The sequence below is a fragment of the Pseudomyxococcus flavus genome (genome assembly GCF_050038885.1).
In the GTDB taxonomy this organism is placed as follows: domain Bacteria; phylum Myxococcota; class Myxococcia; order Myxococcales; family Myxococcaceae; genus Myxococcus; species Myxococcus flavus.
This window is the reverse complement of the sequence record NZ_CP143624.1, coordinates 989,386-1,010,506: the sequence shown is the minus strand read 5'-3', so window position 1 is coordinate 1,010,506 and position 21,121 is coordinate 989,386. Positions and strand designations below refer to the sequence as shown.

At 71.0% G+C, this 21,121-nt stretch carries 21 protein-coding genes; 10 read left to right on the top strand and 11 right to left on the bottom strand.

What is annotated here, in order from left to right:
- Positions 1–59: 59 nt before the first annotated feature.
- Complete coding sequence (gene hemN, locus VZL07_RS04125) at positions 60–1,433, top strand: oxygen-independent coproporphyrinogen III oxidase (RefSeq protein WP_426754021.1); 1,374 nt, start codon at positions 60–62, stop codon at positions 1,431–1,433.
- 12 nt (positions 1,434–1,445) lie between these two features.
- The gene (locus VZL07_RS04120; RefSeq protein ID WP_426754020.1) at positions 1,446–2,024 is read left to right on the top strand and encodes a hemerythrin domain-containing protein; all 579 of its coding nucleotides are present in this window, start codon (positions 1,446–1,448) and stop codon (positions 2,022–2,024) included.
- Positions 2,025–2,082: 58 nt separating this feature from the next.
- Here VZL07_RS04120 and VZL07_RS04115 read toward each other — a convergent pair whose 3' ends face one another.
- The gene (locus VZL07_RS04115; protein WP_426754019.1) at positions 2,083–2,730 is read right to left on the bottom strand and encodes a DUF4476 domain-containing protein; all 648 of its coding nucleotides are present in this window, start codon (positions 2,728–2,730) and stop codon (positions 2,083–2,085) included.
- Positions 2,731–2,922: 192 nt separating this feature from the next.
- Positions 2,923–3,531, bottom strand: coding sequence for a 2,3-bisphosphoglycerate-dependent phosphoglycerate mutase (locus VZL07_RS04110; protein WP_426754018.1), 609 nt, complete (start codon positions 3,529–3,531; stop codon positions 2,923–2,925).
- 169 nt (positions 3,532–3,700) lie between these two features.
- Here VZL07_RS04110 and VZL07_RS04105 point away from each other — a divergent pair, with 169 nt between their 5' ends.
- The gene (locus VZL07_RS04105) at positions 3,701–4,969 is read left to right on the top strand and encodes a DNA glycosylase AlkZ-like family protein (RefSeq protein ID WP_426754017.1); all 1,269 of its coding nucleotides are present in this window, start codon (positions 3,701–3,703) and stop codon (positions 4,967–4,969) included.
- Between the two features lie 2 nt (positions 4,970–4,971).
- Here the strand turns inward: VZL07_RS04105 and VZL07_RS04100 are convergent, their stop codons facing one another.
- The 5 genes from VZL07_RS04100 to VZL07_RS04080 all read right to left on the bottom strand — a co-directional run bounded on the left by VZL07_RS04100 (position 4,972) and on the right by VZL07_RS04080 (position 9,085).
- Positions 4,972–5,451, bottom strand: a complete 480-nt coding sequence (locus VZL07_RS04100; protein ID WP_426754016.1) for a VOC family protein — start codon at positions 5,449–5,451, stop codon at positions 4,972–4,974.
- A 71-nt stretch (positions 5,452–5,522) separates the two neighbouring features.
- Positions 5,523–5,984 carry a YaiI/YqxD family protein gene (locus tag VZL07_RS04095; RefSeq protein ID WP_426754015.1) on the bottom strand — a complete coding sequence of 154 codons (462 nt, stop codon included), beginning with the start codon at positions 5,982–5,984 and terminating at the stop codon, positions 5,523–5,525.
- 15 nt (positions 5,985–5,999) lie between these two features.
- The gene (locus tag VZL07_RS04090; protein ID WP_426754014.1) at positions 6,000–6,887 is read right to left on the bottom strand and encodes a LytR/AlgR family response regulator transcription factor; all 888 of its coding nucleotides are present in this window, start codon (positions 6,885–6,887) and stop codon (positions 6,000–6,002) included.
- A complete protein-coding gene (locus tag VZL07_RS04085) occupies positions 6,884–8,002 on the bottom strand; it encodes a sensor histidine kinase (protein ID WP_426754013.1) in 1,119 nt (372 codons plus the stop codon). Before VZL07_RS04085 ends, VZL07_RS04090 begins: the two co-directional genes overlap by 4 nt.
- 165 nt (positions 8,003–8,167) lie before the next feature.
- Positions 8,168–9,085, bottom strand: coding sequence for a LysR substrate-binding domain-containing protein (locus VZL07_RS04080; RefSeq protein WP_426754012.1), 918 nt, complete (start codon positions 9,083–9,085; stop codon positions 8,168–8,170).
- 88 nt (positions 9,086–9,173) lie between these two features.
- On the opposite strand from VZL07_RS04080, the gene VZL07_RS04075 reads away from it, so the two are divergent.
- Positions 9,174–10,226, top strand: coding sequence for an alkene reductase (locus VZL07_RS04075; protein ID WP_426754011.1), 1,053 nt, complete (start codon positions 9,174–9,176; stop codon positions 10,224–10,226).
- A gap of 3 nt (positions 10,227–10,229) precedes the next feature.
- On the opposite strand, the gene VZL07_RS04070 is transcribed toward VZL07_RS04075, so the two are convergent.
- The gene (locus VZL07_RS04070) at positions 10,230–11,270 is read right to left on the bottom strand and encodes a lipase secretion chaperone (RefSeq protein ID WP_426754010.1); all 1,041 of its coding nucleotides are present in this window, start codon (positions 11,268–11,270) and stop codon (positions 10,230–10,232) included.
- Positions 11,271–11,292: 22 nt separating this feature from the next.
- The gene (locus VZL07_RS04065; RefSeq protein WP_426754009.1) at positions 11,293–12,219 is read right to left on the bottom strand and encodes an esterase/lipase family protein; all 927 of its coding nucleotides are present in this window, start codon (positions 12,217–12,219) and stop codon (positions 11,293–11,295) included.
- Between the two features lie 545 nt (positions 12,220–12,764).
- Between VZL07_RS04065 and VZL07_RS04060 the strand changes: the two genes are divergently transcribed.
- The 4 genes from VZL07_RS04060 to VZL07_RS04045 all read left to right on the top strand — a co-directional run bounded on the left by VZL07_RS04060 (position 12,765) and on the right by VZL07_RS04045 (position 18,845).
- Positions 12,765–14,672 carry a glucosaminidase domain-containing protein gene (locus VZL07_RS04060; RefSeq protein WP_426754008.1) on the top strand — a complete coding sequence of 636 codons (1,908 nt, stop codon included), beginning with the start codon at positions 12,765–12,767 and terminating at the stop codon, positions 14,670–14,672.
- A gap of 29 nt (positions 14,673–14,701) precedes the next feature.
- Complete coding sequence (locus tag VZL07_RS04055; protein ID WP_426754007.1) at positions 14,702–15,502, top strand: sigma-70 family RNA polymerase sigma factor; 801 nt, start codon at positions 14,702–14,704, stop codon at positions 15,500–15,502.
- 4 nt (positions 15,503–15,506) lie between these two features.
- Positions 15,507–18,491: a tetratricopeptide repeat protein gene (locus VZL07_RS04050; RefSeq protein WP_426754006.1), complete on the top strand. Its 2,985-nt coding sequence runs from the start codon at positions 15,507–15,509 to the stop codon at positions 18,489–18,491.
- A gap of 66 nt (positions 18,492–18,557) precedes the next feature.
- A complete protein-coding gene (locus VZL07_RS04045; RefSeq protein ID WP_426754005.1) occupies positions 18,558–18,845 on the top strand; it encodes a hypothetical protein in 288 nt (95 codons plus the stop codon).
- Positions 18,846–18,888: 43 nt separating this feature from the next.
- Here the strand turns inward: VZL07_RS04045 and VZL07_RS04040 are convergent, their stop codons facing one another.
- Positions 18,889–19,203, bottom strand: a complete 315-nt coding sequence (locus VZL07_RS04040) for a M3 family metallopeptidase (protein ID WP_426754004.1) — start codon at positions 19,201–19,203, stop codon at positions 18,889–18,891.
- On the opposite strand from VZL07_RS04040, the gene VZL07_RS04035 reads away from it, so the two are divergent.
- Both VZL07_RS04035 and VZL07_RS04030 read left to right on the top strand, forming a co-directional pair.
- A complete protein-coding gene (locus tag VZL07_RS04035) occupies positions 19,174–19,755 on the top strand; it encodes an Lrp/AsnC family transcriptional regulator (RefSeq protein ID WP_426754003.1) in 582 nt (193 codons plus the stop codon). The two genes, VZL07_RS04040 and VZL07_RS04035, sit on opposite strands and share 30 nt — an antisense overlap.
- A 119-nt stretch (positions 19,756–19,874) precedes the next feature.
- Positions 19,875–20,396 carry a hypothetical protein gene (locus VZL07_RS04030; RefSeq protein ID WP_426754002.1) on the top strand — a complete coding sequence of 174 codons (522 nt, stop codon included), beginning with the start codon at positions 19,875–19,877 and terminating at the stop codon, positions 20,394–20,396.
- 22 nt (positions 20,397–20,418) lie between these two features.
- Here the strand turns inward: VZL07_RS04030 and VZL07_RS04025 are convergent, their stop codons facing one another.
- On the bottom strand, positions 20,419–21,045 hold the full coding sequence (locus tag VZL07_RS04025; protein WP_426754001.1) for a hypothetical protein: 627 nt from the start codon (positions 21,043–21,045) through the stop codon (positions 20,419–20,421).
- Between the last annotated feature and the right edge of the window lie 76 nt (positions 21,046–21,121).

Here is a 21,121-nt window from a genome sequence, read left to right as displayed (position 1 = left end):
CACCCTGGGGCCCGTCACGGATGATCCTGGCACGAGGCTTGGAACGGTGAAGCGGTGAGATGGAGCCCCCCCGCCACGAAGTCCCGACGCCTCCCGAAGCCCTCTTGAGCCGGTACAACGTCTCCGGCCCCCGCTACACCAGCTACCCCACTGCACCGGAGTGGCGGAAGGAGTTCGGCCCGGAGCACCTGCTGGAGCGGCTCGCGCGGGCCGGTACCCGGGAGCCCACCGAGCCGCTGTCCCTCTACGTCCACCTGCCTTTCTGCCGCAGCCTCTGCTGGTACTGCGGCTGCAACGTCGTGGTCAGCAAGGACCGGAGCGCGGCGGACCAGTACATCGACCACCTGGTGATGGAGCTGGACCTGGTGGTGGAGCGGCTCGGCGCGCGGCGCACGCTGTCCCAGATTCACTGGGGCGGCGGGACGCCCACCTTCCTCGACGAGCGGCAGCTGGAGCGCCTGTGGACGGCGCTCACCCGGCACTTCCGGGTCGCCCCGGACGCGGAGGTGGCCATCGAGGTCCACCCGGCCGTGACGACGCCTGGCCAGCTCACGCTGCTGCGCGGCCTGGGCTTCAACCGCGTGTCCATGGGCCTCCAGGACTTCGACCCGCGGGTGCAGCAGGCCACGAATCGTCTCCAGACGCCGGAGGAGACGCGGGCGCTGCTGGAGCATGCGCGCCTGCTGGGCTTCAAGGGCGTGAACTTCGACCTCATCTACGGCCTGCCCCACCAGGACGCGGAGGGCTGGGCGCGCACGCTGGAGACGGTGCTCGCCATGAGGCCGGACCGGCTGGCCGTCTACTCCTTCGCGTTCATGCCGGACGTGCTGAAGCACCAGCGGCGCATGCCCGCGGAGGCCATCCCCGGAGGACGCACCAAGCTGGAGTTGTTCCGCGCCGCCTACGCGGCCTTCGTGGACGCGGGGTACCGGCCCATCGGTATGGACCACTTCGCCGTGCCGGAGGACGAGCTGGCGCGCGCGCAGGCCGAGCGTCGGCTGGGACGCAACTTCCAGGGCTACACCGTTCAGGCCGCCACGGACGTGGTGGCGCTGGGCAGCACTGGCATCAGCGACGTGGACGGCGCCTACGCGCAGAACGTCCGTCCCCTGCCGCGCTACTACGAGCGCGTGTCCCAGGGCCGACTGGCCACCGAGCGAGGCCTGGCGTTGTCGGCCGACGACCAGCGCCGCCGCGCGGTCATCACCCGGCTGATGTGCAACTTCTGGGTGGACCTGGGGGCGGACGCTCCCGACTACTTCGCCCCGGAGCTGGAGCGGCTGCGCGCGTTCGAGGACGACGGTCTGGTGACGCGCACCGGAACGCAGCTCGAGCTGACGCCCCTGGGCCGGCTCTTCGTCCGCAACGTGGCGATGGTCTTCGACGCGTATCTCGCGGGGGCGGAGCGGCCCCGCTTTTCCCGCACGGTGTGAAGGGGATAGGTCATGGATGCATTGGACGTGTTGAACCAGGAGCACCGCCACATCCAGCGCGTGCTGGTGGTCCTGGAGCGGGCGGTGGCGAAGGGGCGGGAGGGAGAGTTCGTCTCGGCCTCGCTCTTCCTTCGCGCGGGGAACTTCTTCCTGACCTTCGTGGACGGCAGCCACCACGCGAAGGAGATGGTGCTGTTCCAGACGATGGTGGCCCACCGGCTGCCGCTGGCCCCCGGGCTGCTCGCGCAGGTGTCCGGCGAGCACGGCACGGGCAGTGAGCAGGCGGTGGAGCTCCTCTGCGCGGCCGAGTCGATGCTGCGCGGCGGAGAGACGGACCCCGCTCGCATGCTGTCCGCCGCCGAGGACTGGCTGCGGCTGTATCGCGGTCACACCGCCGTGGAGGAGACCCACGTGTTCCCCCTGGCGCGCCGGCTCCTTCCCGCGGGAATCCTGGACCGGATGCGGACGCGCTTCGCCCGCATCGAGGCCTCGCATGGTCCGCTGGCCGAGGCCGCGGAGGCCCTGGAGCGTGCCTTCCTTCCCGTGCCGCCCGCACGTGGCTTCCCGCGCGGTCCGGTGTGCTCGTTCTGAAACGCGAAGGGCGCCGCGGAGTCAGCTCCGCGGCGCCCGCATCACAGCCAGCGTTCTCTCAGCGCTGCGCGAGAATCGCGTCCAGTTGCTTCTTGTCGCTGGAGAAGGAGAAGTAGCTGTAGAGCAGGTGGCCGTTCTCCGGGTCCAGGATGTAGGGCTTCAGGGTGCGGACCACCGTCAGCTTGTCCTGCGAGAACTGGAAGTGGGTGAGCAGCTGCCCCACCTGGGACACGAGGAAGTGGTGGTGCTGGGCCGCCGAGACGAGCACGCGCATCTTGTCCTCGGCGAAGGACTGCCGGGCGATGGAGTCACTGATGCGGCGCAGCTCATTCTCCGAGATGGGACGCACCATCGGCCGGGGCGGCGGCGGCGGCGCCGGCGGCGGGAGGACGGTGGCCAGCAGCGGGGCCTGGGCCACCAGGCCCTGCACGGAGTTCAGCGTCTCCCGGGCCTTGCGGAACTTGTTTCGCTCCTGCCGGTTCATCCGCTCCTCGGCCTCCTGGAGCTGCTTCTCCAGACGGGCCAGACGCTCGTTCAGCTCATCGCGGTCCACGACCACCTTGCTGCCCATGTGCTGCGGCGGGAACGGGTGGTGCTGAGGCATCGGCTGGCCCGGCGGCGGTCCGCGGCGCATGTCCGCCTGAGCGTGGGCGTCAAGAGAGGGAAGGGCGAAGAGGAGGGCAAGGGAGGTGATCAGGGCCTTCATGGGGAGCGTCCTTTCATGTGCTCGGAGAATCTGACGCGCCAGGGTCGGTGGCATTCAACCGCCTGCGGCACGGCGTGCAGTCAGCGTCCGGAACACGGAAATCCCCCTGCAACGGCTTGAGCCGCTCACGCGCGGCCCAGCGTATCCCACGACTTCGGGGGGGAAAGGGAGCCCCCTTCTTCAGTTCGGGCCTCAGGGGGAGACGGTGTGCTTGGAGAGCACCTCGCCTTCAGGCGACATCTCGTAGACGAGGGGCACGCCGGTGGCCAGCTCCAGCCCCACCACCTGCTCGCCCGTGAGCCCGTCCAGCTTCATCACCAGGGAGCGGTTGGAGTTGCCGTGGGCGACCACGAGCACGTTCTTCCCCAGGCGCAGGTCACCGGCGATGGCGCGGTCGTAGAAGGGCAGGACGCGCTTCGCGGTCATCTCCAGTGACTCGCCGTTGGGTGGCGGCACGTCATAGGAGCGGCGCCACTCCTTGATTTGCGCATCCCCCCAGCGCTTCGCGGCATCCGCCTTGTTGAGGCCCTGGAGGTCGCCGTAGTGGCGCTCGTTCAGGGCGGCATCCCGGATGGTGGGTACGCGCTGACCAAGCGAGTCCAGGATGATGGCCAGCGTTTCCTGGGCCCGGGAGAGGGCCGAGGTGTACGCGACGTCGAAGGTCATTCCCTGGAGCGCCTTCGCCGCGAGCCGGGCTTCCTCGCGGCCCTTCTCGGTGAGGGGCACGTCGACGAATCCAGTGAAGCGGTTTTCTTGATTCCAGAGAGACTGACCGTGTCGGACGAGGACGAGAGTAGGCATGGCCTCCAGCTAATGCCGAAGGGGTGCCGCAGCCAGGGGTGTATGCATCCACCCGGGGGCGGACGTTTCGGGCCCCACAGTCTCGCGCTCCGTTCAGGGCGCTTCCGCACGCGGTGCCGCTGGTGGAGCCGGGGCCCCGCGCACTAGACGGGGCCCAGGAGGAGACACCATGGCTCGCAAGGCCGCCGCATCCGCTGATTCCGCTCCGCGCATCACCCTGGACCGAGCCCGCGTGCACTGGCTGCGGACGCAAGGGCTGGCGGCGCCGCTGAAGGGGAGCCTGGAGGAGGTGGTGGCGGCCACCGGCTGGGTGCGGACGCTGGGCGGCGCGGACGTGTACCTGGCGGTGCGCGCCCGGGTGCCGGGGATGCGGCGGGCGGACCTGGACGCGGCCGCGGAGGCGTCCCGGCTCCAGGTGATTCCCGCGGTGCGTGGCTGCATCTACCTGGTGCCTCGCTCCGACGTGCCCCTGGTGCTGCGCGTGGCCGAGGAGGCGTACCGCAAGCGGGCCGACCGTGAGCACGAGAAGGTGGGGCTGGACGCGAAGGAGCTGGCGGAGGTGGCCGAGGCCGTGCTGGTGGCGCTGCGCAAGGGGCCATTGTCCACGGACGCGCTGCGCAAGGCGCTGCCCGCGGGCGTGGTCCGCAGCCTGGGCGAGGTGGGCAAGAAGGTGGGACTGTCCTCGACGCTGCCGCCGGCGCTGCGCCACCTGGAGTTCGAGGGCAAGGTGGAGCGCCGGATGGAGGGCGGGCGGCTCGACACGGAGCGCTACCTCTGGGGATTGCCGGCGCGCAACCCCTTCACCGGGACCAAGGTGCCCGCGGCGGCCGAGGAGCGGAACGCGCGGCTGGCGGCCATCTTCTTCCGCCAGTTCGGCCCGGCCACGGTGGAGGACTTCGCGGCGTGGGCGGCCTTCTCGCAGCGCGACGCGAAGGCGGCGGTGGCGCGGGCGGGGCTGGTCCCCGTGGCGGTGGAGGGCGATGCCGAGGCGGCCTACGTGCCCGAGGACATGCTGGAGGCCCTGCGCGAGAAGGTCCCCGCGGCCACGTCCGTGTCGCTCCTGCCCGCGCACGACATGTACATCTCGTCGCACGGTGGGCCGGCGCTGGTGACGGACCCCGCGCACCACGGGCTCGAGGTGCCGGCCTGGGGTTCCACCAAGGCGTCCACGCTGGGCGAGGCCGCCCACCTGTTCGTGCGCCCCGTGCTGGACGGGGAGCGGCTGGTGGGGCTGTGGGAGTTCGACCCGAAGGCGGACGACGTGGTGCTGCACACCTTCGAGCCGCTGGCGCCCAAGCGGCGCAAGGCCGTGCAGGCCCTGGCCGAGGACGTGGCCGCGTTCCTGCGAGAGGACATCGGCCACGCGCGCAGCTTCTCGCTGGACACCGTGGACTCGGTGCAGAAGCGCGCGGACTTCGTGAAGTCGCTGGCGCGCTAGCGTCAGCCCTGGAGCATCTTCGTGAAGCGGCGCTGCATCTCCTCGGGGGAGACGTCCTCCTTCGGGGTGGCCAGCGTCCAGCGGTGGCCGAAGGGGTCTCTCAGGTGGGCGACGCGGTGGCCGTGGAACGCGTCCTGGATGGGGCGCTCCAGCGTGGCGCCCGCGTCGATGGCGCGCTGGGCGGCGGCGTCCACGTCCTCGACCAGGAGGTTCAGGGAACAGGTGGTGCCCCCGCGGCTCTGGGGGCCCACGATGTCGTATTCAGGGTACTCGTCCGCGAGCATCAGCGTCACGCCCCCCAGCGATAGCTCCGCGTGGCCCACGCGCCCGCTCGGCTCCGTGAGCCGGTACAGCTCCTTTGCGCCGAAGGCCCGCGTGTAGAAGGCAAGCGCCGCGGGCGCGTCCTTCATCACCAGGGCCAGGGAGAGGCGGGGACCGTCGGGGAGCTTCGTCGCGGCGGGAGGCGTCTTCGTGGCGTTCATGGAGCACCGTCCTGGATGGGTGTGGATACCAGGAGGATGCCCCCACCGCGCCCGGAGGGATTGAACAAATTCTACCGGGGCTCCGCCTTCACCAGCCGGGTCAGCTCCCGGTCCAGGGCCGCGGCGAACTGCTGCCGGTCCTGCGCCGAGTAGCCATCCGGGCCCCCCGTCGTCACGCCGCTCTCCCGCAGCTCCTGCATGAAGTTCCGGACGGAGAGCCGCTCGGCGACGTTCTCCTCGGTGAATGCCTCCCCGCGCGGGTCCAGCACGACGACGCCCTTGGGCACCAGCAGCGCGGCGAGCGGAATGTCCTGGGTGATGGCCAGGTCTCCGGGCTGCGCGTGCTGGGCGATGTGGCGGTCCGCCACGTCGAGCCCGGCCTCCACCTGCACGCTGGAGACGTAGGCCAGCCGGGGCAGGGAGAGCGCGTGGTTGGCCACGAAGACGGTGTGCACCTTCACGCGCTGGCCGGCACGCAGGAGGATGTCACGGGCAGGGCCCGGGCAGGCATCGGCATCGACCCAGATTTTCATTCAGGGGCGACTATCTCAGGATTCGCGCGCGGACTCACCCGCGCCTCGCCTCGCGCCCGTTCCCTCCGGGCCCAGTCCCAGCGCCGCCTCCACGCGGGCGCGGTGGCTGCGCCCGGTGCGCACCGCGGTTCCATCGGGGCCCAGGACCAGCAGGTACTCTCCCTGTGAGAGCGTCTCCAGCTCGCGGACGTGGTCCAGGTTGACGAGCACGGAGCGGTGGACCCGGAGGAACCGGCGCGGGTCCAGCCGCTCCTCCAGGTGGGTCAGCGTCTCACGCAGGACGTGCTGCTCGCCGCTGGCGTGGACGCGCACGTAGTTGGCGTCCGCCTCCACATGGGTGATGGCCGCGCACTCGACGAAGCGGATGCGGCCGTCCACCTTCACGGGCAGCCGCTTGAGCGGCGCCTCCGCCATCGCCAGGCCGGAGAGCAGCGCTTCCTGCCGGGCAACGGCCTCGCTGTGGCGGAGCAGTCGCACCTGCTCGCGGGCTCGCGCGAGCGCGGCGCGGAAGCGCTCCCGGTCATAGGGCTTGAGGAGGAAGTCCAGCGCCTGGGCCTCGAAGGCCTGCAAGGCGTAGCGCTGCCACGCGGTGACGAAGACGACCACCGGCAGGGCCTCGGGGGGCAGGGCGCGCAGCACCTCGAAGCCGTCTCCGGCGGGCATCTCCACGTCCAGGAGGAGCACGTCCGGGCGCCGGGACAGCACCAGCCGCGTGGCCTCCGCGCCATTCTCGGCCTCGGCCACCAGCTCGACGTTCGGCTCCGTGGCGAGCAACGCGCGCAGGCGCTGTCGTGCGAGGGGCTCGTCGTCCGCCACCATGACGCGCAGCGGGGGCGGGTGCCGGAGCTCGCCTCCCTGGGCCGCGGCGTGTTGGGGCTCGGTCTCCGGGTGTCCGGTGCTCACGGCGCCTCCCTGGCCTCGACGCGGGCCAGCGGTACGCGAAGCTCCACGACGGCGCCGTGCGGTGTCTCGGGCCTCAGCTCCAGCCTGGCCCGCGCGCCGTAGAGGGTGGCCAGGCGCGCTCGCAGGTTGGACAGCCCAACGCCGCCGCTCCGTGTCGGGCTCACCGGGGGCGGCCCCACGCCGTTGTCCCGCACGGACAGGCGCAGCGCGTCGCCTTCTTGCTCGGCGGTGATTTCGATGCGCCCGGGCTCCGCGCGGGGAGCCAGCCCGTGCCGGATGGCGTTCTCCACCAGCGGCTGGAGCGCGAGAAAGGGAACGCGCGCGTCCAGCACGTCAGGCGCCAGCCTCCAATCCACCTGGAGCCGGGGGCCGAAGCGCGTTCGCTCGATGTCCAGGTACGGGGCCAGCGCGTCCAGTTCCTCGCGCAGCGTCACCTCCTGGCGGCCGTGGGACTCCAGGCTGTGGCGCAGGAGGTCGCCCAGCCGCGCCAGCATCCGCTCGGCCGCGTCCGGGTCCGACTGCACCAGCGATGCCACGGCATTGAGCGCGTTGAAGAGGAAGTGGGGCCGCAGCTGCGACGCCAGCGCCTGGAGCCGCGCTTCGGCGAGCTGTGCCTGCAACTGGTCGGCGCGGCGCTGGCGCACATGCGCGCGCCTCGCGAGTCCCAGCGCGTGGGCTCCAGCGGTCAGCAGCAGATAGGGCAGCAGGTTGTTGACCACGCTCTGGGCCAGGATGTCGCCCACATGGGGCAGCCGCTCGTACCAGCCGATGAGGTCCTGGGTGAGGATGACGAAGGTGGCGCGGCCCACCACGACCAGCAGCAGCGCGCCCAGGTGGACGCCCAGGGCCCGGAGCATTCCCGAGCGCGTCAGGGGGACGCGCTCCGACAGCCGCAGGCACATCACGGTGATGGGCACCCAGAGCAGCGAGCTGGCCAGCGACATGCCCCACAGCTCGCCCTCGGAGACCTCCACCTCGCCAATGCGTTGCAGCAGCTGCACCTGACTCACGGAGATGAGGGCATCCGCCAGCCACCAGCCCGTGGCGCCCGCCCACACGGCCCAGGAGGGAAGAGGGGGCACCTCGCCGGGGCTGGCTTGCTCCTGCTCACGCATGGCGCGGTAGGGTACCGGGTGTCAGGGATGGCTTGCACCCCGGCTGGGATGAATGGTCCGTGGGCGGGGACGAACCACGGGGCACCCTGCGTGACATGGAATGGACTGCGGCGCGCCATGTCTGTGCTTGAAGGTGCGATAGGGCTTGGACAGGACGGACGCTTGCTATCGTGACCAGGGAGGCTGCTTGAAGTAGTCCGTGAGTACCTGGAGCATGGCCCGCACGGCGGGCGAGACATTGCGTGCGCTCGGGTAGACAGCGAAGAGGGGCAGGGGCGGCGGCGCGAACCGTTGCAGCACCTCGACGAGCCGGCCCTCGGCGACGGCGGGGGAGGCATGAATCCCCGACAGGCGGACGAGCCCCTGGTCTGCCTCCGCCAGCGCCACCAGCACCCGGAAGCTGTTGACGGACAGACTGGGAACGATGCTCACGGAGGTCGCGCGCGTATCGCCGCGAAAGTTCCAGGTGGTGGGGGTCAGGGCGCCCGTCATCGCCAGGCAGCGGTGCTTCACCAGGTCGCGCGGCCGGGCTGGAACGCCCATGCGCCGCAGATAGGTCGGGCTCGCGAACACCCCCAGCCGGAAAGGCTCACCGAGCTTGCGCGCGATGAGGCGTGAGTCGTCCATGGGGCCGATGCGCACGGCCAGGTCATAGCCCTCCTCGACCAGGTTCACCCGTCGGTCCGTGCAGTCGGCCTCGACGCGCACCTCCGGATAGCGGGACGCGTAGGTGGAGAGGACGTCGCCGAGCACGCTCTGTCCCAGCTCGAACGGGGTGGTCATCCGCAAGCGCCCGCTCGGGTGGGACTGGAGCTTGCCGACGAGGGCCTCGGCGTCCCGGAGCGCGGTGATGGCGGGGACGACTTCGTGCAGATAGCTGGCGCCGATGTCGGTGAGCGTCACGCTGCGCGTGGTGCGAGAGAAGAGCCGGACGCCCAGGTGCGCCTCCAGCGCCGCCACGCGCTGGCTCAGCGTGGACTTGGGCACTCCCAGGGCGAGCGCCGCGGCGCGGAAGCTCTTCCGGTCAGCGACCTCGACGAAGGCGATGACCGCGTTGGGATCCGCCTGACGGATTGTCCGCATGGCCGGACAGTACTTCCAGAATCATGGCATTGGCCAACGGCCCTGGCGGGCGCAGATTGGCGGTGTCCCGATTTCGCGGAGCAACCCCATGGCCCTCTTCTCTTCCTATCGTCTCGGAAACATCGCGCTGTCGAACCGTGTCGTGATGGCACCCATGACGCGGAGCCGCGCGGTGGGCGGCGTGCCCAATGACCTGATGCGGGAGTACTACACCCAGCGCGCGTCCGCGGGGCTCATCATCACCGAAGGCATCGCGCCTTCTCCCAACGGGCTGGGCTACGCGCGCATCCCGGGCCTCTTCTCGGCGGAGCAGGTCGAAGGCTGGCGCGGCATCACCCGGAGCATCCACGCCGCGGGTGGGCGCATCGTCGCCCAGTTGATGCATGTCGGGCGCATCGCGCATCCCCTCAACATGCCGACGGGGGCTCGCATCGTCGCGCCGAGCGCCGTCCGGCCCGAAGGGCAGATGTATACGGACCCGGAAGGGTTGCAGCCGTATCCGACGCCGGAGGCCATGAGCGACGCGGACCTGCGCGACACGCGTGAGGAGTTCGTCCAGGCGGCTCGCAATGCCATCGACGCGGGCTTCGACGCCATCGAGCTCCACGCCGCGAACGGCTACCTCCTGGAGCAGTTCCTCCATCCGCACACCAACCGTCGCACGGATGCCTATGGCGGCAGCGTCGAGAACCGGGCCCGCTTCGTCGTGGAGGTGGCGAGGGCCAGCGCCGAGGCCATTGGCGCCGAGCGCGTGGGCATCCGGCTGTCGCCATACAACACGTTCAACGACCTCCCCCTTCATGACGAGGTGAAGGCGCAGTACGCGACGCTGGCCCAGTCCCTGAAGGGGCTGCTCTACGTGCACCTGGTGTCGAATCCCCACGAGGGCTTCGAGGCGACGGCGCAGGCCATCCGGGAGGGCTTCGGTGGGCCCATCATGGTCAACGGAGGCTTCACTCGCGAAAGCGCGCAGGCGGTGCTCGAGGCGGGGAAGGCCGACCTGGTCTCCTTCGGCCGGCCTTTCATCTCCAACCCCGACCTGGTGTCGCGCATGCAGCGCGGCGCCGACCTCGCGCCGCCGCAATTCCAGAGCTTCTACACGCCTGGGCCACAGGGCTACGTGGACTACCCGGCGCTGTGAGGCTCACGGCGCTCCGGCCGCCGCGTCGATGGCGTCCAGGGCCTCCACGCGCAGGCGCTCCTCCGGGGTGAAGGCGTCGAACAGCAGCCGCTGCACGGCGGCCTGCCGGGCGACGGGGTCCGGCTCTGTCTGGGCCAAGGCCTCGCGGCGCGCCCGGAACTCCGCGAGCCGCCGTTTGAATTCGGCCTCCTCGCGGTCCATGGCCTCCAGCCGCGCGGTGGCCTCCGGCCCCACGGTGGCCAGCCGGTGTTGCCGTAGGTCCTCCTCCGTGGCGCCGGATGCCACCAGCTCGCGCTCCACGGCCTGCTGCTGGAGCGGCCGGAGGGCTTCGTCGCGGCTGGCGCGGTAGTCGGTGGGGAGCTGGTCGTCCAGCGCGGCCAGGCGGCGCTCGCGTTCCTCGGGCGCCAGCGACGTGTCCTGCTCGAGCTTCATCCGCTCCACTGTCACCGCGTCCACGCGCTCCTCGTCACCGAAGAGACCATCGGCCCAGGGGCCCAGATGCTCGCGGCGCAGCTCCCGCAGGGACTCCAGTCGCGCGGACAGGTCCTGGTCCGCGCCGCGCTGGTTCCTGGCGAAGGTGCGGGCCGCGTCGCGATAGGCGAGGTAGTCGTCCAGCAGCCGCACGGCCTCCTCCATCGCCGCGGCAGGAAGCTTCTTCGCCCGCAGCGAGGCGAGGATGCGGGCACGGATGACCGCCAGCTCCTCCTCGCCCATGGCGGACAGGTAGTAGTCGAACAGGCGGCGCAGGTCCGGCGTCACCACCAGGTGGCCCGACGCGTCCACCCGCACCGCGCCGTCCTCTTCCGTGTCCTGGAGCGAGCCGGGCATCGGCGGAAGTGGCGGCTCGGATGGCGAGGCCGCAGCGATGGGCGCGGGGCCTGGGGGCACGGCCGCGCGAGCCGGGGCCGCGGCCACCGGCGGTGGGGCGTGTGTGACAGCGGGCCCGGGCGGCGGGGGCGTCGCCCGGGCCTTCCACCATGAGAAGCCGACGGCACCCAGCAGGGCGCACAGCGCGGCCACGGGAATGACGGTGCGGCTCTTCATGGCGCTCCTTCGCGGACGGCCTTTAGAGGCCGAGCCCCTTCAGACGGTTGGCGTGACCCCGGAACACCGTCTTCGGGTTGGTGAAGAAGGCGGTGAGCCCCAGCACCTGGTTCACCTCGTCCAGGTGGTTCATGTCGTAGTTGTCACGCAGCACCGTGCCGAAGTGCGAGCTGCACCTGCCGACGAGTCCGTCGTTCGCCTCGCTGTAGAAGAACGAGCTCAGCTTCATCGCGTAGTCGGACACGTCCATCAGGTTGGTGAACGGGTCGGTGCCAGACCAGGAGTAGTAGCGCTGGCCTTGCGTGCCCGTCGCCGCGCCCTGGCCACAGCTGCTGGAGGGGATGCCGGCGGGGTACTTCCGGTTGAACGCCGCCGTGCCCGTCTTGCTCAGCGCCTCCAGGGCGCCAATGGCGTTCTGCGGGTTCGTGCTTCCCGACAGCAGCCCCAGGATGGTGCCCAGGTTGTTGGCGAAGTAGGCCAGGACGCTCTCCGCGAAGGAGCCGCCCCGGATGTTGCCGCGCAGGTAGTCCGCCAGGTCCGCGCCCTTGTGCGGCGAGCCCACCGTCGTCACCGACGCCACCAGGTCCGGCCGCACCGCCGCCACGTAGCGCACGTCCAGGCCGCCGTGGCTGTGGCCGATGAGGTTCACCTTGCCCTTGCCGGTGCGCGCGACGATGTCCTTCACCTGCGCCAGCAGCGCCTCGCCACGCTGCTCCGTGGTGTTGAACTGCGGCACGCTCGTCACGTACACCGTCGCGCCGCCGGAGCGCAGGTCGGAGCCGATGCCGTAGAAGTAGTCATAGACGCCAAACAGCGAATCGAAGCCCGCCATGCCGTGCGCGAGCACGATGGGATAGCGCGTCTTCGTGTACGTATCCGCGTGAGCGGGCTTCGCCCACAAGCCAAGTGCTGCGACAGCCAGAACGAGTGTCCGGACAGCGTTTCGCATGATGAGGGGCTCCTGTTTGGGGGACGGGCCCACTGCAGATTGACCCGCGAGTCAACGCGTAGGTCGGTCCGGAATAAATTTCAAGGCACCTCCCGCATTATCGGCAAGACAGGCCAGACCTGCTGTCGCCTGGGGTTTGTCGTGATGCGTCAAATGCTCGCGACGCGGCGAGTCACACTCTCTCGGTGTCCACGCATTCCGCAGTGCGTCGACGCTGATGAGGTTCTCCAGCGCTCCCCATGCGTATCGAGCTCGCATCGGAAAACACATCATCCGAGCTCGCATTCGGAACCGACGTGAGGGTCGACAGGATTCACAATTCAATTCATGATAGTGATTGCTGTGAGCTGTCTCCCAACTGAAGACGGAGCACGCCGGATTAGTGGCTCATTCTTTTTGAATTTTCGCGCAAGCCGCTGAAATTGCTGGTGAATTTTGATGGACGGCAACGTCTGGTGACGATGCAGAGGACGGCTCCGTGATGCGAAACAATTCATTGCTCGCGGCGATAAATATATCGAAGGTTCCCCCGATAGGAGCATGCAATGTCCATCCGTTCTTCCTCGCCTCGCGTTCCCCCGTTCCGTTCCGCTTCCACCTGTTTCGGCAAGAAGGAGCCAGGAGCGGCCCACACCGCCGTGAAGGCGCGGGCTGGCCAGCTGCCCGTTGATGGCTTCGAGCGCGCACGAGGCCAGGCTCACGATGCCTTGAAGGGGCTGGAGCCTCGCGCCCGGGAGGAGCTCCGTGAGGCCGTCGAGCACGCGTTGCAGCGCCAGCGGCTCGAGGAGCTCGCCGGCGCCGTGAAGCAGCAGAACATGCGCCAGCGCATCGAGGAGCTCGCCGGCGCCGTGAAGCAGCAGAACATGCGCCAGCGGCTCGAGGAGCTCGCCGATGCCGTGAAGCAGCAGAAGATGCGTCAGGGGCTCGAGGAGCTCGCCGGCGCCGTGAAGCAGCAGAGCATGCGCCAGCGGCTCGAGGAGGTCGCCGACGCCGTGAGGCAGCAGGTCATGCTCCAGCGGCTGGGAGGCGCGGCCGCGGACGTGGCGGCGCGTGCGATGCGGCCCTCGCCGGGGGACAACGCGCCTGTGCCGGCGACCACCACCTGGCAGGTCCAGCCCGGTGACACCGTGGGCGACATCTCCTGGGCCCTCATGCAGCAAGGTGTGCCGGGCCCGGTGGAGGAGATTGCTCGTCAAATCGTGGAGCTCAACGGCCTGACCAACCCGGACCTCATCTATGCGGGCAGCACGCTCGTGGTGCCCGCCGTCCCCGGCTCCACCCAGGCGCCGGGCACGCCGGGGCTGCCGGGTTCCGCTCCCGGTGGCGCGGAATCGCCGGGGGCTCCGTCCACGCCGGGCACCGCGGCGCCGGGCACCCCGGGTGGCCCTGGCGCGACACCCTCCACGCCGGGCGAGCGCTATCCGGTGCCCTACATCAACCAGATCAACTCCGAGGGGACCGAGGACGACTGGAACCGCTTCTCCAACTGCGGCCCCACGACGCTGGCGATGATTGCCAAGGGCTTCGGGCTGGGGGGCGGCCTGTCGGACGGCGCCTTCATCAACCAGCTCGCCAACTCCATCGGCATGGGCGCCGAGGGCACGGGCTACGTGGGCATGGAGCAGATGGCCGCGAACCTGGGGCTGCAGACCGAGACCCGCGCCGGCTCGGACGTGGGCTGGATTCGCCAGCAGTTGGAGGCGGGCAACCTCGTCGCCGTCAACGGCGAGAGCAGCGTGATGCTCGCCAACGAGCAGCCGCCCTATGCCTCCGGCAACTTCTCCGGCGGCCACTGGATTGCCGTGACGGGGATGACGCCCGAGGGCAACTTCATCGTGAAGGACCCGTCCAGCACCTGCCGTGAGCTGACGCCGGACCAGCTGGAGCGCTTCCTCGCCTCGCACCACGCGGGCGGCTTCGCCACCGCCATCCAGCCGCCTCCGGGCGTGGCGCCCACCGAGGCGCCGGCCTCGGACCTCTCCGCGCAGGGCGCTCGGCTGGAGTCGCTGCGGCTGGCGCCAGGAGCCTGGTCGCTCGCGGAGACGGGCTTCGCCGGCCAGGGCGAGCAGTTGCTGCGGCTGTCCGAGAAGTACGACGTCCCCATCGACCTGGCGCTCGCCATGTTGTGGAAGGAGTCCCAGTGGGGCTCCACGGGGCTGTCGCGCGAGCACAACAACCCCGGCAACCTCAAGTTCGTGGGGCAGGAGGGGGCCTACGACGCCTTCACCTCTCCCGGCGCGGCGGGCAGCTTCGCGGGCTGGCCGACGATGGAGCAGGGCATCGAGGCGTACTTCAAGCTGCTCGGGACGTACTACCGGAGCGAAATCGACAGCGGCAACTGGGAGGCGCTCGTCTACCGCTACGCGCCTCCGTCCGAGAACGACTCCGCCCAGTACCTCCAGCAGGTCTACACCTACGCGGCCGAGGTGCGGCGGCACCTGGGTATCGAGTAGCGAGGACGGCGTTGTACACTCCCGGCGCCATGCTGCCCCCCGCCTCTCGCGAAGGCCTGTACCTCCGGGCGCGTTCCGCGTGGCCCGGAGTCGTGCTGGCCCAGGAGGACTTCCTGGCCCACCTGGCGGCCCGCACCGCCGCCGGAGGGGAGGCCCAGGCCGTCCCCGCCTACGTGGAGGACCTGTACCTCGCGTGCGCCTGCGCGCGGGGACAGCCGGAGGCGCTCGCCCACTTCGAGCGCCGCCTGTTGCCCCCGGCTCGCCAGGCGCTGGCGCGCAGGGGGATGGCCGCGGACGTGGTGGACGAGGCGATGCAGCGGGTGCGCGAGCGCCTGCTGCTGCCCCGGCGGGATGCCCCTCCGCGCATGGCGGAGTACGACGGGCGCGGCCCCCTGGAGGCCTGGGTGCGCACCGTGGCCCTTCGGCTGGCGCTCACCGAACTGCGCGAGCGGGCCGCGCGGCCGCCGCTGGAGGCGCTGGGACTGGCGCTGCTGCCGACGGACGGCGCGTCCTTCGCGGCGCTCAAGCACCGGCATCACGCGGACCTGGATGCCGCCATCGCGGCCGCGCTGGCGGCGCTGGAGCCTCGCGAGCGCGCCTTCCTTCGCCTCCACCTCGTGGAGAACGTGGGGGTGGAGGACATTGGCCGCGTGTATGGGGTGAGCCGCGCCACCATGACGCGCTGGCTGAAGGCCGCGCGGGACACATTCCGCCGGCGGGCCCACGAGGAGCTGCGGCACCGGCTGAAGGTCGAGGATTCAGAGCTGGACAGTCTGATGCAGACGCTCCTGAGCGGGCTGGAGCTGAGCATGCGGCGTCTGCTGCGATGACACCATGGGCTGCCCTGACGAGAACACGCTCCTGGCGTACTGCGAGCGCGCCCTCGGCGGCGCGGAGGCGCAGGCCGTGGAGGCGCACCTGGACGGGTGCTCGGCTTGCCTCGCGCTGGTGGGCGAGGCGGCCCGCGGGGACGAGCCCACTGTCATGGCGGAGGACCTCGCCAGCCGCCCACGCACCGGCGAGCCCTCCCTCTCCGAGGAGGCGCTGGGCCGTGGCGCCGTGCTGGGTCGCTACGTGGTGATTGACCGGGTCGGCGCGGGAGGCATGGGCGTGGTGCTCAGCGCCTATGACCCGCAGCTGGACCGCAAGGTGGCGCTCAAGCTGGTGCGCTCGCTGCAAGGCGAGGGCGCGCGGGAGCTGGAGGCGCGCCTGTTGCGAGAAGCGCAGGCCGTGGCGCGGCTGTCGCATCCCCACGTCATCACCGTCTTCGACGTCGGCACCGTGGCCGGGCGGCTCTTCATGGCCATGGAGTTCGTCGAGGGCTGCACGCTGCGTCAGTGGCTCAAGGTGCGGCCCCGCTCCTGGCGCGAGGTGCTCGCCGTCTTCCGGCAGGCAGGAGAGGGGCTCGCCGCTGCTCACGCCGCGCAGCTCGTGCACCGCGACTTCAAGCCCGACAACGTGCTGGTGGATGGCTTTGGCCGGGTGCGGGTGACGGACTTCGGGCTGGCGCGCCTCCAGGACGTCCCCGCCTCGGTGCCCACCCCGGTCCCCGGGGGCGTCGCGCTGGCGCAGGGACACGGCTCCCTCACCCGGACAGGCTCGCTGGTGGGGACACCAGCGTACATCCCGCCCGAGCAGTGGAACGGCGAGCCCATGGACGCGCGGGGGGACCAGTTCAGCTTCTGCGTCGCCCTGTACGAAGCCCTCTTCCAGGTGCGCCCCTTCGCCCGTGGGCAGCCTCCCGACTTCCAGCGCCTCCAGGAGCCCGAGCGGGACACGGGCGTCCCGTCCTGGGTTCGCCGCGTGGTGCTGCGAGGCCTCAGCGTCTCTCCCGCGGACCGCTACCCCTCCATGGACGCCCTGCTGGACGCCCTGCGGCGTGACCCGGCCCGCAAGCGCGCGCGGGCCGCCGCGGGGCTGGGGGCGGTCGCGGTGGCGGCGGGGCTGGCGCTCGTGGCATTCCTGCGCGCGGAGCCGGCGCCGTGCACCGGCGCGCCTGGCCGGGTCGCCCCGGTGTGGAGCGCGGCCCGGCAGGCGAAGCTGCGCCAGGCCCTGCTCGCGACGGGAAGTCCCCTGGCCGCCTCCGCCGCGGACACGGTCGCCGGCCACCTGTCCGCCTACGTTCGCGAGTGGGAGGCGGGCTACACCGACGCCTGTCAGGCCACGCACGTGCGGCACGAGCAGTCCGGGCAGGTGCTCTCGCTGCGCATGGCCTGCCTGGACTCGAGGCTGCAATCCCTGGACGTGCTCGCGGACACGCTGGAGCACGCGGACGCGGCGCTGGTGGTGAAGGCCGCGGAGGCCGCGCTGAAGCTGCCTCGCGTCGCGGACTGCGCCCGCGTGGCGTCCATCCTCTCCGTGGTGCCTCCTCCCGATGCGCCCGATGTCCAGGCTCGGCTGGAGGACGCGCGCAGGCGGCTGGCGCGAGCCCGCGTGCTGCTGGAGACGGGGCGCTACGCGCAGGGCCTGACGGAGGCCCTGGCCGCGCGGGACGAGGCGCGCGCGGTGGGCTACCGCCCCCTGGAGGCCGAGGCCCTGCATGTCACCGGCTGGCTGGAGCTCCGGCTGGCCCGCCACGAGGACGCGGCGCGGAGCTGGGCGGGAGCGGAGCGGGCGGCGCTGGCCGGCCGCGATGACCTGCTGGCGCTGCGCGCGGCGACGGACCGGGTCTACATCCACGGCTACGAGCTGGAGGACCTGGAGCGGGGCCTGGACCAGGCCGCCGCGGCGCGCGCCCTGATGGAGCGCGTCGGTCCGGCGGAGGAGGTCGCCGCCCAGCTGGAGAACCACCTGGGGGTCGTTCACTTCGGTGAGGGGCTGCTGCCCCAGGCGCTCGAGCACTACCAGCGGGCGCTCGACATCCGCGAGCGCGTCCTGGGGCCCGAGCACCTCGAGACGGGCAAGGTCCTCTCGAACCTGGCCCTGGTGTACGTGCGGCAGGGGCGCGTGCGCGACGCATTGCCGCTCTACGAGCGGACCCTGGACATCCAGCGGCGGCAGCTCGGCGCCGAGCATCCGCTGGTGGTCAACACGTTGCTCCTCATCGGTGACGCACATCGGATGCTGGAGGGGCCGCAGGCGGCGCTGCCGCTGTACGAGCAGGCCCTGGCGCTGCGGCGGCGCACGCTCGGGGACACCCACGTCAGCACCTTCCAGCTCTACAGTGACGTGGGCCTCCTCCATGAGCTGATGGGGCGCTTCGACCGGGCGCGGGACTACCATGAGCAAGCCCTGGCGCTGAGCGCGCGCGCCCTGGGCGAGGAGCATGCGGCGCACGCCGACGCCCTGGCGGCGCTCGCGCGGATGGAGGTCCGCCAGGGGAACCTCGAGCGCGCGCTGGCGCGGTACGAGCGGGTGCTCGCGCTCCAGGAGCGGCTGCTGGGGCCGAGCGCGGGGCCCACGCTGCGCGCGCGGGAGGAACGCGCGGCCGTGTTGCGCAGGGTGGGCCGGGCGCGGGAGGCCGTGCGTGAGCTGGAGTGGGTGCTCGCCCGGAACGAGGAGACGGGAGGCGCGGGCCAGCCCCGGCTCGTCTCGGGGCTCACGGAGCTGGCGCGGGCGTGGCTCGATTTGAAACAGCCGCGGCGGGCGCGCCGCGCCGCGGAGCAGGCGCTGGACATCATCCGGCCCCTGGGCTGGAGCGCCCCCCGGATGGCGGAGGTCCAGTTCGAGCTGGCCCGGGCCCTGTGGGAGGTCGGCTCGCGTGAGCAGGCGCTCTCCCTGTCGGGCGAGGCGCTCACCGCGTTCCAGGGCGCGGGCGAAACCAAGGCCTCCCAGGCTCGCGAGGTTTCACGCTGGCGGGACGCCCGGGCGGGCCGCTGAGGCCCCACGCAACTCGAGGCCCAGGTTCTCGGAGAATAGGAGAAACCCCCTCGCCTGGAGAGTCCCATGACCTCCCCCATCCGACCCAAGCCCCTCACGCCGCCGCTTCGTCCTCACGTTGCGCCTGCGCCCTCCGCAGCTCGGGCGGCGACGTCCGCACCGGCGGCGGCGGGGGCCCGGGCGCAGCAGGACGCCTTCGACGGCGTGAGCCGCCCGGACCGCGGCACGCGCCCCACCTCGGTGAAAGCGCACGAGGCGCCCGAGTCCGCTGCCCGGGACCCCAGCCGGGATTTCGATAGCCCCACCTCGCCCGCTCCGTCGGTGCACTCCGGCGGGGACGACATCGTCGTGTGACGAAGAGGGAGCGGGGCTTCTCCCGCTCCTCACCGTCACACGCCTACTTCGGCGTGGGCGCTGCCGCGTCGTGGGGCTTGTGCCTCACCGGGAAGCCGCGCTCGCGCATCAGCGCGCGGATGTCGGCGTCGCGGCCGCGGAAGGCGCGGTAGCCCTCGAACGGGTCCACCGTATTGCCCACCGACAGCACGTGCTGGCGCAGCCGGTCCGCCGCCTTCGTGACCTGGGCCGGGGGCGCCCCCGCGAAGGCGTCATAGGCATCCGCGGCCAGCACGTCGGCCCACAGGTAGCGGTAGTAGCCCGCGGCGTAGGCGTTGCTCGCGAACACATGCCCGAAATGGGACATGCGGAAGCGCATGCCCACCTCCTCGGGCGCGCCGAGCTGCTGGCGCGGTCCTTCACCTCGAAGACGCGCACGTCCGGATGGTGGACGGGCACGCCCATGGCCGGTCTGGCCGCGCTCCAGAAGGATGCGCGGCTGTCCAACAAGGCGCTGGCGGCGCACGTGGGGCTGGCGCCCTCTTCATGTCTGACGCGGGTGAAGAAGCTGGAGTCGGAAGGCTTCATCAAGGGCTACCGCGCGGAGCTGGACGCGGGGGCACTGGGCCTGGGGCTTCAAGCGCTCATCTCCGTCCAGCTGAAGCTGCACGTCGACCATGCCTTCGGCAGCATTGGCGAGCACCTGCGCTCGCTGCCGGAGACGGTGGCCGTCTACTGCCTGGGCGGCAGCACGGACTTCCTGGTGCACGTGGTGTGTCGCGACACCGAGCACCTCCGGAGGTTGACCATCCTGTCCTTCACCAGCCGTCCCGAGGTGAGCCGCATCGAGACGTCGCTGGTGTTCTCGTACTCGCGCCTGGACGTGCCGGTGGACCCCGAGAAGATGGTGGCGCTCCCTCCGCCCAAGTGAAGCAGGGGAGCGTTCGAGGCCTTCATGTCCGGGGGCCCGCGCGGGCGGCCTCGCTTGCGGATGACCGGCGGCATTCCCAGTCTGGAGGGCGCCTGGTTGGACATCGCGAGGAGGGCCCCATGGCCACGAGGAAGCGCTCACGTCCCGCTGCTGCGAAGCCGCGCACGTCACCACGGCGCAGCACCCCTGCCCGGAAGTCGGGGGCGGCCTCCCGCACCACGGCCCGGAAGGCCGCTTCCTCTGGCAGGTACACGGAGCCGGAGCTGCGCGAGCGCATCAAGGCCCGCATCCTGCGCGGCAGCAAGGGCGGCCGCGCGGGCGAGTGGAGCGCGCGCAAGGCGCAGCTCGTGGCCGCCGAGTACAAGAAGGCCGGCGGTGGCTACAGGGGCGGACGCAGCGGGACGCAGAAGTCCCTCACGTCCTGGACGGAGGAGGCGTGGCAGACGAAGGAAGGCGACACCCGGGCCCGCCAGGGCGCCACCACGTCCCGCTATCTGCCGAAGCAGGCGTGGGAACAGCTCAGCCCCGCCCAGAAGCGCGCGACGGAGCGGAAGAAGCGCGCGGGCTCACGGCGCGGCAAGCAGTTCGTGCGCAACACGGTCGCGGCGCGCCGGGCTCGCAAGAAGTCCACCCGGCGCTGAGAGGAAAGGGGCAGGCCTTTCCCTACGCCTGCGCGCTTCCGCCGGGCGGCAGGAAGGCCGCTTCGTACTCCGCGAGCAGCTCCGGAAAGACAATGCACTTCTGGGCCTCGGGATAGACGCCCGTGGAGTACCGGATGGCTGCATAGCCGAAGATTTCCGTGAACAGTGCCAGCCGGGCCTCGGGCGGCGCCTTCCGGACGTGGTCATGGAACGCCAGCACCTCGCCCTCCAGTGAGAAGGGCCGGAGGTGCAGGGCGTGCGGGATGATGTCGTGGGCAATTCGGAAGATGCAGTTCTCCTCCGGCGTCCACAGCGGGTGCTCGCAGTGCTCGGTGTTGATTTCGAGCCGCCCCCGCTCCAGGTCCGCGACGATGTCCTCGGGACCCGAGTACACGGTGCGTGTCGAGTAGGTGATGTCGAGGCAAGGTCTCACGGCCTCATAGACCTCGATGGCGTGCGTCAGCAGGGCCCGCCATGAACCGGCGGCGTCCGTGTCGACCAGCCGCGCGTCGGCCGCGTACGCATTCGTCACCCGCGTGGCGAATGCCAGGAGCGGGGCGGGCTGGAAGGCGTGTGGCGAGGGATCCGCATACGCGGTCGATGGAAAATGCGACTCGATGCGCTCCCGGAGCGCGTTCAGCACGGTCATGGGCAACTCCCGTTTTTCAACGTCAGGAGAGCGTACCGCATTCTCCGGGATGCTGTTCCATCCCTGGAATTCCGTT

What these genes read in the sequence shown, in the direction of transcription:
- VZL07_RS04100 (WP_426754016.1), bottom strand. Translation starts at nt 5,451, where the DNA reads ATGAACGCCACGAAGACGCCTCCCGCCGCGACGAAGCTCCCCGACGGT.
- VZL07_RS04065 (WP_426754009.1), bottom strand. Translation starts at nt 12,219, where the DNA reads ATGCGAAACGCTGTCCGGACACTCGTTCTGGCTGTCGCAGCACTTGGC.
- VZL07_RS04085 (WP_426754013.1), bottom strand. Translation starts at nt 8,002, where the DNA reads ATGCGTGAGCAGGAGCAAGCCAGCCCCGGCGAGGTGCCCCCTCTTCCC.
- VZL07_RS04105 (WP_426754017.1), top strand. Translation starts at nt 3,701, where the DNA reads ATGGCTCGCAAGGCCGCCGCATCCGCTGATTCCGCTCCGCGCATCACC.
- VZL07_RS04035 (WP_426754003.1), top strand. Translation starts at nt 19,174, where the DNA reads ATGCCCGAAATGGGACATGCGGAAGCGCATGCCCACCTCCTCGGGCGC.
- VZL07_RS04030 (WP_426754002.1), top strand. Translation starts at nt 19,875, where the DNA reads ATGGCCACGAGGAAGCGCTCACGTCCCGCTGCTGCGAAGCCGCGCACG.
- hemN (WP_426754021.1), top strand. Translation starts at nt 60, where the DNA reads ATGGAGCCCCCCCGCCACGAAGTCCCGACGCCTCCCGAAGCCCTCTTG.
- VZL07_RS04075 (WP_426754011.1), top strand. Translation starts at nt 9,174, where the DNA reads ATGGCCCTCTTCTCTTCCTATCGTCTCGGAAACATCGCGCTGTCGAAC.
- VZL07_RS04025 (WP_426754001.1), bottom strand. Translation starts at nt 21,045, where the DNA reads ATGACCGTGCTGAACGCGCTCCGGGAGCGCATCGAGTCGCATTTTCCA.
- VZL07_RS04055 (WP_426754007.1), top strand. Translation starts at nt 14,702, where the DNA reads ATGCTGCCCCCCGCCTCTCGCGAAGGCCTGTACCTCCGGGCGCGTTCC.
- VZL07_RS04050 (WP_426754006.1), top strand. Translation starts at nt 15,507, where the DNA reads ATGGGCTGCCCTGACGAGAACACGCTCCTGGCGTACTGCGAGCGCGCC.
- VZL07_RS04095 (WP_426754015.1), bottom strand. Translation starts at nt 5,984, where the DNA reads ATGAAAATCTGGGTCGATGCCGATGCCTGCCCGGGCCCTGCCCGTGAC.
- VZL07_RS04040 (WP_426754004.1), bottom strand. Translation starts at nt 19,203, where the DNA reads ATGCGCTTCCGCATGTCCCATTTCGGGCATGTGTTCGCGAGCAACGCC.
- VZL07_RS04115 (WP_426754019.1), bottom strand. Translation starts at nt 2,730, where the DNA reads ATGAAGGCCCTGATCACCTCCCTTGCCCTCCTCTTCGCCCTTCCCTCT.
- VZL07_RS04060 (WP_426754008.1), top strand. Translation starts at nt 12,765, where the DNA reads ATGTCCATCCGTTCTTCCTCGCCTCGCGTTCCCCCGTTCCGTTCCGCT.
- VZL07_RS04120 (WP_426754020.1), top strand. Translation starts at nt 1,446, where the DNA reads ATGGATGCATTGGACGTGTTGAACCAGGAGCACCGCCACATCCAGCGC.
- VZL07_RS04045 (WP_426754005.1), top strand. Translation starts at nt 18,558, where the DNA reads ATGACCTCCCCCATCCGACCCAAGCCCCTCACGCCGCCGCTTCGTCCT.
- VZL07_RS04070 (WP_426754010.1), bottom strand. Translation starts at nt 11,270, where the DNA reads ATGAAGAGCCGCACCGTCATTCCCGTGGCCGCGCTGTGCGCCCTGCTG.
- VZL07_RS04080 (WP_426754012.1), bottom strand. Translation starts at nt 9,085, where the DNA reads ATGCGGACAATCCGTCAGGCGGATCCCAACGCGGTCATCGCCTTCGTC.
- VZL07_RS04110 (WP_426754018.1), bottom strand. Translation starts at nt 3,531, where the DNA reads ATGCCTACTCTCGTCCTCGTCCGACACGGTCAGTCTCTCTGGAATCAA.